This is a genomic window from Blastocatellia bacterium (assembly GCA_035573895.1).
GTDB lineage: Bacteria > Acidobacteriota > Blastocatellia > HR10 > HR10 > DATLZR01.
The window spans coordinates 1-10932 of record DATLZR010000076.1 but is presented as its reverse complement, the minus strand read 5'-3'; the positions used below and the strand labels follow the sequence as shown (position 1 = coordinate 10932).

Genomic DNA, 10932 nt, shown 5'->3' with positions numbered 1-10932 from the left:
GTCGCCCTTCATGAGTATTTCGACACGTCCTACCTGAGCGTTCTCGACCCGTTGCCGGGCGATTCTCCTGACGAAGCGCTGCTCAAACGCTTCACCAAGCGACGACGTCTCAACTCCCGGCACGACCTGGAAGTCTTTGCCAATGACCTGTGGAACTTTAACATCCGCGACTTCAATCCCGGTGGCAACCACGGTGGGCTGCGGCGGTCATCCACACGCTCGGTTCTGATGATGTGGGGCGGTCGCCATATCAATATGAAGTCCGGGTACCGGGTGAAAACCCCGTATGATAGCTTGATGGTCGTTCCCACACTCCTGGAATTGCTTGGCCTGACTCACGCCGGCGCGCTGTCGGAACGGCTCGGACAACGAGGCTTCAGGCCCTTTCCCGGACCAATCGCCTGGGAGATTTTCAGGACAACGGGAGATGACAGATAGTCTGGTTCTGGCAAGTCTCGTGCATCATCCGGGACGCACCCTGGCCAGCGTCCTGGGAATTGCCGTTTCCGTTATTCTTGTCGCTCTGGCCACTGGCCTGACCCAGGGGATGCTGCTCGAACGCGGCCGACGCGAGGCGCAAGTGGGTGCTGAGATCATGATCCGTGAGAAAGGGGTGCCGATGGTAGGAGGCTCGGCCAGTCCCCTCTCGATGCCTATCTCGGTGGCCGACACCATTGCCGCTCTGCCCGGAGTCGCCGCCGTGACGGTCGTGGGACATCACCTACAACCGACCGGAAACGGGTTCGATCTGCGATTGATTGATGGCATTGACTACCCGAGCTTCGTTCGCGTCACTGGTCTTCGCCTGGTCGCCGGGCGGGGCCTGGAAAACGAATTTGACGCGCTCATTGACTCAACTCGAGCCCGGACCCGTCGAGCCTCGGTGGGGGACCACATCGAGATTTTCGGACGCCCCTTCACCATCGTGGGAATTTATGAACCGGACATCGGCCCGCGCATCAAAATCCCTCTGGCAACGATGCAACGGCTGCTGGGTGCTCCCGGGCGATGCTCGACGATCCTGGTAAAGGCGATCTCGCCCGAGCAGCAGGAACAACTGGCTGCCGAGATTCAGCGTCGGCTGCCCGATCGGCAGATCCTTCTCACCCGGGATATTCCGAGCACATACGCCCGTGGAACCACACTGACCAATGGATTCTTGAACGCCGTCCTGTTGGTCGCCGCCATCATGGGGACGCTCACCATCGGACTCACCATGTACACCGCCGTGCACCAGCAGACTCGCCAGATTGGAATCCTCAAGAGCCTGGGAGCCTCCCGGGGATTCATCGTCTCTCTGATCGAGAAGCAAGCCCTGCTCATCACGGGACTGGGTATCGGTCTGGGCGCGATCGTTTCGCTTCTTGCCAAAGAAATCCTCGAGCGGACGACCGCGCTCCCGATCACATGGGATCGAACCTGGCTCGTGCGCGCGCTGGTCCTCGGACTCGCCAGTAGCTTCATCGGTGCGCTCTATCCGGCCCTCCGCGCTGCCTTCCAGGACCCGATCAAGGCTCTCGGCTACGAATAATCCCACCCCGGATAAAGGTGAACCGGCTTTCGAGCCTGCTCGGGATTTGAAAACGGGAGTGCCCACGTTACATCACCATTCGGGTTGAGAAAGGCGCGCAGTCTTTACGTCGGAACCAGCGTGAGAGTCGCCGCGAGTTCCCTCGTTACGCAATCAAGCAGGACGCTTCCGGGCAAAATGCGTCGCGTTCCTTTCGCCGCTGGCAGTGGAGGCCGTGATCCCTGAAAACGGACGGATTCCCCGTCCTGACTTGTGAAATCGTGGGCTCTTCCGGTAGACTCACACCTACATGCGGAGGCAACTATGGGTGCAGATCAATTGACTGTCGCCACCGCTTTCATCGGTGGGATTTTCTCCTTTCTCTCTCCGTGCGTGCTCCCGTTAGTTCCCGGCTATCTCTCGCTCATCTCCGGCTTGACGTTGGAGCAGCTGCGAGAAGAAACCGAACGTGGGCGCGTGTCCCGCACGGTCATCCTCAACACAATCACTTTTATCCTGGGGTTTTCCCTCGTGTTCATCTCGCTGGGAGCTTCGGCCACGTGGATCGGGCGGGTTTTGCAATCGCAGATGGCTGTCCTCAGTAAGATCGCCGGCGTTGTCATTATCCTTTTCGGCCTCCACCTGGCAGGTATCTTGAAAATCAATCTGCTCTACCGGGAAGCGCGCTTTCACGCGCAGCCATCCCAGCGGGGACTTCTGGGCGCGTTCATCATGGGATTAGCCTTCGCCATCGGATGGACGCCGTGCATCGGTCCGATTCTCGCTGCCATCCTGGCTCTCGCGGCTGCCCAGGAGACGGTGAGCCAGGGAGTGCTGCTTCTGTCGGTGTACTCGCTCGGACTAGGCATTCCTTTCCTGCTCACGGGCATGGGGACAAACTACTTTCTGCTCTTCTACAAAAACTTCAAACGTCATCTGCGTCGGGTTGAATTGGCCTCGGGTGTGCTTCTTGTTGCCATCGGCGTCCTGATCTTCACCAACAATCTTGCCGTTCTCTCGCGCTATCTCACGTTCATTCCCGATCTCGGCCCTAAGGCGCCAGCAGCCCGTGCCGTCTCCTCAGAAGCGAAACCGGCTCCCGATGTGGCGCTCACCCTATTGAACGGTGAATCCATGAAACTGCGCGATCTCCAGGGACGGGTGGTACTGCTCAATTTCTGGGCGACCTGGTGCGTTCCCTGCATCGAGGAGATCCCCTCGCTGCAGAAACTCTATCAAACGTATAGCGATCGCGGGCTCGTCGTCATCGGCGCCGCTGTTGAATCAGAACCCGAAGACATCAAGACATTCGTCGCCAAGCATCAAATGACCTATCCCATTGCACTGGGAGATGACCGGCTGCAGAAGGCTTTCCCGGGGGTCACCGGTTTGCCCACCACATTTATCCTCGACAAAAAGGGAAATATCCGCAAGCAACTCGTCGGTGCCGCCGACTATCGCACATTCGAAGAGGCCATCGAAGAACTCCTCAACGATTGAACGACGATGACTGAAACTCTTTCGCTCACCATCGCTCATAGCCCCGATCCCGACGATGCTTTCATGTTCTATGCCCTCGTCCAGGGGAAGATCGAGACCGCTCCCTTCCATTTCTCTCATGTCCTGCAGGACATCGAGACGCTCAACCGGGCTGCCCTTTCCGGAACCTACGAGCTGACGGCCCTCTCCTTTCACGTTTATCCTTACGTGGCAGACCGTTACATCCTGCTGACCTGCGGATCGAGCATGGGCGCGCGCTACGGGCCGATCCTGGTTGCCCGGGAGAATATCAGCGTCACCGATCTGAAGAAAGTTCGAATCGCGGTGCCGGGAACGCTCACGACGGCCTTTCTCCTGCTGCGACTGGTCGAACCGGAGATTCGTTTCGTCGTCGTCCCCTTCGATCGGATCCTTGACGAGGTGAGATATGGCCGAGCCGATGTCGGCCTCATCATTCATGAGGGACAGTTGACCTATTCATCACTTGGCTTGCGCAAAATTCTCGATCTCGGCCAATGGTGGGAGGATCAGACTCATCTTCCATTACCCCTTGGCGGGAATGCCATCCGACGTGATTTGGGGGAATCGGTCATCCACCACGTCAGCCGCCTCCTCCGCCAGAGCATCGAATTCGCCCTGACTCATCGGGATGATGCCCTGACCTACGCCCTCCAATTTGGCCGAGGACTGTCGCGAGAGCTGGCGGACCGGTTCGTCGGCATGTACGTGAACGCCTTGACGCTTGACTGTGGGGCCAGCGGCAGAAAGGCCATCGAGACCCTCTTTCGGATGGCATATGAGCGGGGACTCATCCCTGCGCCCTGCTCTCCCCAGTTTGTGGAATAATGAAGGCCCGTCCGCGCTCCCTCCTTGACGGACGGGGGCGAGGACGGGCCTTCACTTGCGCCGGTCAGCCGAACGCAGGCGACCGGACATTCCCTCTTCCATCACTTCGCTGCCGCCGCCTTGGGAGCTTCGAGCACCTTCACCTCAACCTTCCTGGCCTCCAAAGCGGCTGGAGCCGGCATGGTAATCTCTAACACTCCGTTGTGATAGGTCGCCTCGATCTTGTCCACATCAACCCCCTCGGGAAGCTGGATCGTGCGCTCAAACGAGCCGTAGGCGATCTCTCGATGGAAGTAATTTTTGTCCTCAACCTTACGGTCGAAGCTCTTCTTGCCGCGCACCGTCAGTTGATTACCGCTGACATTGACCTCAACATCCTTGGGATCAACGCCCGGCAGCTCCAGCCTCAGATTCAGCTTGCCCTGATCCACGAAGGACTCAACAGGGACCGTCAAACCGGCAAAGGGCCAGCGGAACTCCTGCTCCGAGGTGAACTCAGAAAGCTCCCGCGTAATGTCGGCAATCGAGCGACGGAAGAGGTTGTCAATATCCCGATAGAGATTGAAGAATTCATCAAAAGGCTTCCATCTGACCAGCATGTCCGTCACCTCCTTTCATTAGTCTTCATAGATTTTCTGCTAAAAGTATTAGCAGATTTTCTTAGTTTGTCAAGTGGTATCTTTGGTCCGGCTTAAAATTTTTAGCCGTAACGATAAAAGCTAAATAACTGCAATCCCTTAGACCGATTCTTCCTTCCCACGAATTCCCCATCTCCCGCTGTCAATTAAAGACATCAACCCTCATCTCAGTCATGCGGTTTCCAAAATACTCAAACAAAAGACCTTACATTCGATGAACTCAACGACTCACACGGTGCCGCTTCTAGGGGAATCGTCGGTTGTTGCACAGCCTAAGGTTTCACGCGTCCAGTTACTGAGCAAACCTATCGCTTCACCGATAACCACCAGTAGCCCGCACGGATCGAGGTCCCCATACAACTTCCTGTAACTCTAGAACTTATGTCGTCAAGTAGCCCATGTCGTCCAATGACATCGCCCAAAAGGCGGCGTCAGCAAGTTTTGTCCTGCCCGAGACTTTCTAGCTTAAGGGGACTTTCAGGAGTACAAGCGGGACACGAGCGCCCAATCCAAGGGGAATTAGGGACGGAGCGGGATGCCTGTTGGCCGGAGGGTTCTGGCCTTTGAGGCTTGGGGGCAATGTGTGGGTACCACTGTCCCAGACTTCGCTTTGCTCAACTCCAGGCTAGACACAGTCAAACCAAGCAACCAACCTCCAAGCGTGAGGATTTTCCAGAATCTCTCACGGAGCAGAGCCCTAGCCCCCTTCAAAAATGGTCCTTTTTCATTTGAGCACGTTTCTGGTGGCCCCTGTGGGAGGAGTTGTTCATCGGCCGTCGGCTATATTCGGGATAAGGCTTAACCAGGTGAACTTCTGTCAGGTCACGAGGACCGAAGCACACCGAGCAGATATTCTCATTGTCAGAGCGGCCGATGTCACATGGTGTCCTTTGGTCGCAGTACGACGAGGTAAAGACCTGGCCCAACCAGTGGCAAAATGAGGATCATCAGGATAAGCACAAACTGGGTGCCCAGGTCCCGGTAGCGTCTGAGCACATCAGAAATGGCGATGATGCTCAAGGCGACGTGAACCGCCCACAATATGCCCCCCAGCGAGAGTGCAAAAAACATAGGATCATCCCCCTTGAGAGAGTTTCGTTCGAACCATCTGGTTGACGACTTTACCGTCGAAGAGCTGGCCCTCGAGTTTCGCCATCACTGCTTTCATGACGCGCCCCATATCCTTGAGCGTCGTAGCTCCCAACTCGGCGATGGTTTCAGCCACGATGCGTTCCAGTTCGGCGTCGCTCATCGCGGCGGGAAGATACTCCTCGATGATCGCAATCTCCTTTTCCTCTTTCTCCGCCAGGTCCGTACGACCGCCGGCGCGATATTGTTCCACCGATTCCCGACGCTGTTTGATGAGGCTCTTGAGGACCTCGATGACGCCGGCATCGTCGAGCGGGCGCATCAGGCTGACTTCGCGGTTCTTCAGTGCTGCTTTGATGAGGCGCAATGTGCTCAGCCGCAATTCATCTTTGGCCTTGAGGGCCGCGATCATATCGTTGTGAATACGTTCTTGCAGTGCCATTGATGTCTCCTCGATCTATGTGATCTGATCAGGTAGCGATGGTTCCTCCGGGAGGTTCCGTGTGCGCACCGGGTTACGGCACTTTCGCTCCTCCAAAGCTTCCGGCCCGGTCGGATCTCGTCGGTCTATTTTTTGAGCGCGCGCCACAGTTGATCGCGCTCGAGTTTGCGCACGACTTCAAGCGCCTGCACTATTTTCTCCTTGACCTCCGTCCAATCGGGATAGGTCTCGGTATCAATCGCCATCTCCACCTCCACGAGAACCGGATGCAGGAGCTGGCGTAGTTCCATGAGATCCGTCTTCAACCGTCCCATCGCTCTTACTCCTTATCCTCTCGTTTCTGCCGCCCGCTAATGATAGCACATTCCGTGGTAGCTTCATTGGCGTTCTAATACGACCAGATGCTAAACTGAGGTCCTATGAGTGAAAGAGTGGCTCTTAGTTTTGGGACGGATGGCTGGCGAGGCCAGATCGCGCGAGACTTCACTTTCGCTCATCTCGAGATCGTCGCACAGGCATTCGCAGATTATGTCCGAGAGCTGGACCTCTCTCCTCGGGAAATCTTCATCGGATATGACCGGCGGTTTCTTTCCGAGCGATTTGCCGTTTGTGTGGCGGAAGTGCTTGCGGCCAACGAGATCAGGGTGGCTGTTTCCGAGCGCGATCTGCCGACGCCGCTCGTCTCGTTTCAGGTTCGGCAGATGGGACTGCCGGCGGGTATCGTGATCACTGCCAGCCACAATCCCGCTCACTTCAACGGATTTAAGGTCAAGGAATCGTTTGGCGGATCGGCACGACCTCACGTGACATCGGCCATTGAAGCGCGACTCTTTCGTTCACAGCCGCGACGCCTGCCGCTTAAGGAAGCTCAAGCGGTCGGGCTCATTCGATGGATCGCCCCTTGTGATGATGAATATTTTCGCACGCTGCGGACGCTGGTTGACGTGGAGGCGATCCGCCGGAGGGACTGGACGATCCTTGTTGACGCGATGCACGGGACGGCAGATGGCTATACCGAAAGGCTCCTTCGGGGTAGCCGCTGCCGGGTCATTACGATTCGGGCTGCACGTGATCCTCTCTTTGGCGGGGTTCATCCCGAACCGCTCCCGACACACCTCGGTCCGCTTTTTCAGGCCGTTCGATCCCACAAAGCCATCGTCGGCCTGGCGACCGATGGTGATGCGGATCGCTTCGCCGCCGTTGATGAGCAGGGGGAGTTCATCACGCCTCATCAAATCTTCCCCCTCCTGATTCTCCACCTGGCGCGCACCAGGGGAGCGCGAGGGGCGGTCGTTCGCACGTTCTCGCAGAGTGTGCTGGTTGACCGTGTCGCCCAGGCCCTCGGGCTACCGCTCAAGATTGTTCCCATTGGTTTCAAATACATCGCTGACCTCATGCTCACGGAAGACATCCTCATCGGTGGAGAAGAGTCGGGCGGCATCGGCGTGCGGGGCTATCTACCCGAGCGCGACGGAATTTTCACGGGGCTGCTCTTTCTCGAAGCGATTGCGGCCAGCGGTCGCACGCCATCGGAAATGATTCGGGCGCTCTGGCGTGAATTCGGCGAGTTCCACTACGAGCGCCGGGATCTGCATCGGCCCGTTGACGAAGGACGCGCGATTGTGGCCCGACTGGCCGAAAACCCTCCCGACACACTGGTCGGCCAGCCCGTGGCCCGGATCGAGACTCTGGATGGAACCAAGCTTCACTTCCGCGATGGAAGCTGGATCCTCTTCCGACAATCGGGCACCGAACCCGTTTTACGCGTCTATTGCGAGGCCCCATCCAGAGAGAGAGTCCGCCAGATGATCGAAGCGGGCGTTGCCCTTTGCCGGAACGACTAGCCTTCGGAGTTCAGCGTGAACGAGGCCATCACCGGCCGCAGGGAGGAGGCTCGCGCACTCACAATCCTTTCACCCATCAACAGGCAGCTCATTGCCGCGACGGAGGGCGAAACCCTTCTCGCGCTGCGGTGGCGATTTCCTTTTCACGGGTGCGACGATGGTTAAGTTTCCCCCCTCGACGCGACCGTGTATAATGACGTTCCAAAACGACTCTTTTTGATAAGGAGGTGCGCAGCAAAGAGCGATGAAACGAGTGATTTGCACCTACTGCAACACACACATCTACACCTATGTGGGCCCCGATGAGCCTGTGAAGTTTAAGGCCGAATATTTCCTTCCCACGAGTCCCGCCTACCCCAGCCCGAAAAAGGGCGACCGACTCAAATGTCCCGATTGTGGCATTGAATTCGTGGCCTTTTCTAACCAGCTGAGCACTATCCAGCTTCTGTCCGACTGGCCCTTTGAAGGGACTGGCATGGAGGAGTGGAAGAAGTAGCGATGAAGCAGCGATGGCTTTTCGTGTCATCGCATCGGAGGGTGACCGGGCACAGGACAGGCCAGGGGAGCGGTCCCGTGAGAGGGAAAGGTGTTTGACAAGGTCGTTCGGCCAGACATAGAATTCTGCCTGGAGATAGGATCAGACCGAAGAGGATTAAGCCGGAGGAGGACATCATGAGACTGACGGCCGACCGACGGAGCCCGCATGCCCAACGAATGTTGGCCCCCTTTATGGGGACTGTCATAGGAATTTTTATTCTCGGTGCCGTATGGTCGGCGCAGGCGCAATTTACCCGCGAACTGGGTCCACTTGACCGCTGGGGGCAGGAGACCCCGAATCCACCGCCGCAGGCGGTCTCGGGCCAGCCCACGGGACGCCGGTACCGTAAGGCGCTCGGGTTCATGCGTCAGGGGGATTACGAGAAAGCGGCAGCCGCCTTCGGCGAGTTGATCGAGAAAAATCCGGATGATCATCCAGCGCGGTTGGGCCGGTGCTACGCCTTCATCAAACAGGGGAAGCTCAACGACGCACTGCCGGAGATCCTCTCGGTCATTCAAAAAGAGCCCTACAACGCTCGGGCGTATGCCCTGCTGGGGATTGTGCTCCTGCGGTCGGGAGTTTTTTCTCAATCTGCGCGAGCCTTTGAGACCGCATTGACGCTCAATGAAAAAGAGCCGCTGGCGCTGGCGGGACTGGCCGAACTGGATTTCTTCGAGAACCGATCTGACCTCTCCTATCAACGGTTGCGTCGGGCCACCGCCCTTGACCCGAACGAGCCCGATTTCTGGATCGCTCTCGGTCGCGCGGCCGCCCGACTGGAAAAATTCCGCGAGGCCGCTGAACACTACGAGCGGTTCCTGGCCGTCTCTCCGAAACTCGATCACGAACGGCGCGAACGGTATCGGGGCTTGATTGAGTTTTATCGTGCCCTTTCGACTCTCGGCATCACCCATCTGCATCGGATCGAGGGGCCGCGTGTGGTCCGCATCCCCTTGCGCCTGCAAAACGACCGCCCGTTCATTCAGGCTCGTGTGGGAGAAGGTAACGTACTCAATCTGGTCATTGACACCGGCGCGAGCATCTCGGTGCTCTCCCAGGATGCGGTGGAGAAGTTGGGGATTCGGCCGCTGGCGCGAGGCGGGAGGGCGCGGGCCGTCGGCGGCAGCGGATCATTTCCCATCGTTTACGGCTTGCTCGATTCACTGACGCTGGGCGAGTTGAAAATCTACAATGTGCCGATCTACATCCGCCCCTTCCATCATCTGCCGACGCGCGAATCGAATTCGGAGACAGTGCTGGCTGATGGATTTCTCGGGCTCTCTGTACTGTCCAATTTTCGGGTGACGCTGGAGTACGGCACTCAGCAGTTGATCCTGGAAAACGATCCCCCTCCGGTCGCCGCCTCTGTCAATCCCCTGCCCGATCAGACATCGGAAATTCCTTTTCGAACGACCAACGGAGGATTAGTCAGCGCCGAAGTTAGGCTGCACAATGGCGAAGTCGTCAATTTCCTGGTGGACACGGGAGCCAGCGCGACCGTCCTCGGATCGCACATTGTCAAGAAGTATGGGTTCGAGAAATACATCCTCCAAAGCCCGAAAATTCGCGTCCTCGGGGCTGCGGGCGTCATCGAGAACGTGGATCTCATTCTCGTGCCCTCGCTCTCGATGGATGGTCTGATCCAGAAGAACATTCGCGCCCCGGTCCTGGACTTAGAGGCGGTCAACGAATCGGCGGGATTCATGCAGGCGGGGATTCTCGGAGGGAGCTTCCTCAAGCATTTCCGGGTCGTCTTCGATTTCGCTCGCGCCCGCCTGATGCTGACGCGGCTCGGTCAGGAAGGCGAAAAGACGTCCTCGGCGCTTTACGACGACTGATCTGACCGCCGCGGGGGACAGCGCAAGGACAGGCAGTGAAGACGAGCATTTATGTGGAAACGTCGGTCATTGGTGCCTACCTCGACAACGAGGATCCCTTCCGTCGTGACCTCACCATTCGCTGGTGGGAACACGAACGTCCCCTTTACTATGCCACGATTTCCCCGCTGGTGGTGCGCGAGCTGGAACGCGTGCGCGAGCCACGGCGCTCGGCCTATCTCAATCTGATCCGCGATTTGCCCCAACTGGAAATCACCGAAGAAGTTGCCATCCTCGCCGAAGGCTATATCGGTCGCGGGATCTTCCAGCGCAAATACATGGCGGATGCCCTTCATGTGGCCATCGCCTCCTATCACAAGATTGATTTCATCGTGACCTGGAATTTCGGCTATCTCGCCAACGTCTATCGTCAGGCTCGGATCCGGCTGTTCAATGTCACATCGGGGTTCTTCGTGCCGACGATCATCACGCCCGAGTTTCTCGTCTCCGAGGCAAGCTGACCATGTATCGGCGGCCGAAATTCCTCGAAGTCCTCCACGCCATCCGTGAGCAGATGGCCCGCGAATGCGACTACGATATGGATCTCTTTGTCCAGAGGCTGCGACAGGAATCGCCTTCGCCCACCGAATCGAACCATAGCGCCAGAGTCCCGGAGGCGAGCCCCAAATCCACCGAACCCGCCATTGT

Annotated in this window: 13 protein-coding genes; 9 read left to right on the top strand and 4 right to left on the bottom strand. The window is 57.7% G+C overall.

Annotated elements, in window-relative coordinates; genetic code table 11:
- The 4 genes from VNM72_07885 to VNM72_07870 all read left to right on the top strand — a co-directional run.
- A partial coding sequence (locus VNM72_07885; GenBank protein HXF05321.1) for a hypothetical protein occupies window positions 1-438 on the top strand: 438 nt, incomplete at its 5' end.
- The gene (locus tag VNM72_07880; protein HXF05320.1) at window positions 428-1531 is read left to right on the top strand and encodes an ABC transporter permease; all 1104 of its coding nucleotides are present in this window, start codon (window positions 428-430) and stop codon (window positions 1529-1531) included. The genes VNM72_07885 and VNM72_07880, both read left to right, overlap by 11 nt.
- Before the next feature lie 303 nt (window positions 1532-1834).
- A complete protein-coding gene (locus VNM72_07875) occupies window positions 1835-3010 on the top strand; it encodes a cytochrome c biogenesis protein CcdA (protein HXF05319.1) in 1176 nt (391 codons plus the stop codon).
- A 6-nt stretch (window positions 3011-3016) separates the two neighbouring features.
- Window positions 3017-3856: an MqnA/MqnD/SBP family protein gene (locus tag VNM72_07870; GenBank protein ID HXF05318.1), complete on the top strand. Its 840-nt coding sequence runs from the start codon at window positions 3017-3019 to the stop codon at window positions 3854-3856.
- 101 nt (window positions 3857-3957) lie between these two features.
- On the opposite strand, the gene VNM72_07865 is transcribed toward VNM72_07870, so the two are convergent.
- The 4 genes from VNM72_07865 to VNM72_07850 all read right to left on the bottom strand — a co-directional run bounded on the left by VNM72_07865 (window position 3958) and on the right by VNM72_07850 (window position 6339).
- Complete coding sequence (locus tag VNM72_07865; GenBank protein ID HXF05317.1) at window positions 3958-4455, bottom strand: Hsp20/alpha crystallin family protein; 498 nt, start codon at window positions 4453-4455, stop codon at window positions 3958-3960.
- Window positions 4456-5370: 915 nt separating this feature from the next.
- The gene (locus tag VNM72_07860; GenBank protein HXF05316.1) at window positions 5371-5565 is read right to left on the bottom strand and encodes a PLDc N-terminal domain-containing protein; all 195 of its coding nucleotides are present in this window, start codon (window positions 5563-5565) and stop codon (window positions 5371-5373) included.
- A gap of 4 nt (window positions 5566-5569) precedes the next feature.
- The gene (locus tag VNM72_07855) at window positions 5570-6025 is read right to left on the bottom strand and encodes a GatB/YqeY domain-containing protein (protein HXF05315.1); all 456 of its coding nucleotides are present in this window, start codon (window positions 6023-6025) and stop codon (window positions 5570-5572) included.
- A 125-nt stretch (window positions 6026-6150) separates the two neighbouring features.
- Window positions 6151-6339, bottom strand: coding sequence for a hypothetical protein (locus VNM72_07850; protein ID HXF05314.1), 189 nt, complete (start codon window positions 6337-6339; stop codon window positions 6151-6153).
- A 105-nt stretch (window positions 6340-6444) separates the two neighbouring features.
- On the opposite strand from VNM72_07850, the gene VNM72_07845 reads away from it, so the two are divergent.
- From VNM72_07845 to VNM72_07825, 5 genes are all read left to right on the top strand, one after another.
- Window positions 6445-7869 carry a phosphoglucomutase/phosphomannomutase family protein gene (locus VNM72_07845; protein HXF05313.1) on the top strand — a complete coding sequence of 475 codons (1425 nt, stop codon included), beginning with the start codon at window positions 6445-6447 and terminating at the stop codon, window positions 7867-7869.
- 244 nt (window positions 7870-8113) lie between these two features.
- Entirely contained in the window at window positions 8114-8365 is a 252-nt protein-coding gene (locus VNM72_07840) for a hypothetical protein (protein ID HXF05312.1), read from the top strand.
- 176 nt (window positions 8366-8541) lie between these two features.
- Window positions 8542-10245 carry an aspartyl protease family protein gene (locus VNM72_07835; GenBank protein ID HXF05311.1) on the top strand — a complete coding sequence of 568 codons (1704 nt, stop codon included), beginning with the start codon at window positions 8542-8544 and terminating at the stop codon, window positions 10243-10245.
- 35 nt (window positions 10246-10280) lie between these two features.
- Window positions 10281-10745, top strand: a complete 465-nt coding sequence (locus tag VNM72_07830; protein ID HXF05310.1) for a type II toxin-antitoxin system VapC family toxin — start codon at window positions 10281-10283, stop codon at window positions 10743-10745.
- A 2-nt stretch (window positions 10746-10747) separates the two neighbouring features.
- Window positions 10748-10932, top strand: a 185-nt coding sequence (locus tag VNM72_07825) for a hypothetical protein (protein ID HXF05309.1), incomplete at its 3' end; no start/stop codon positions are given.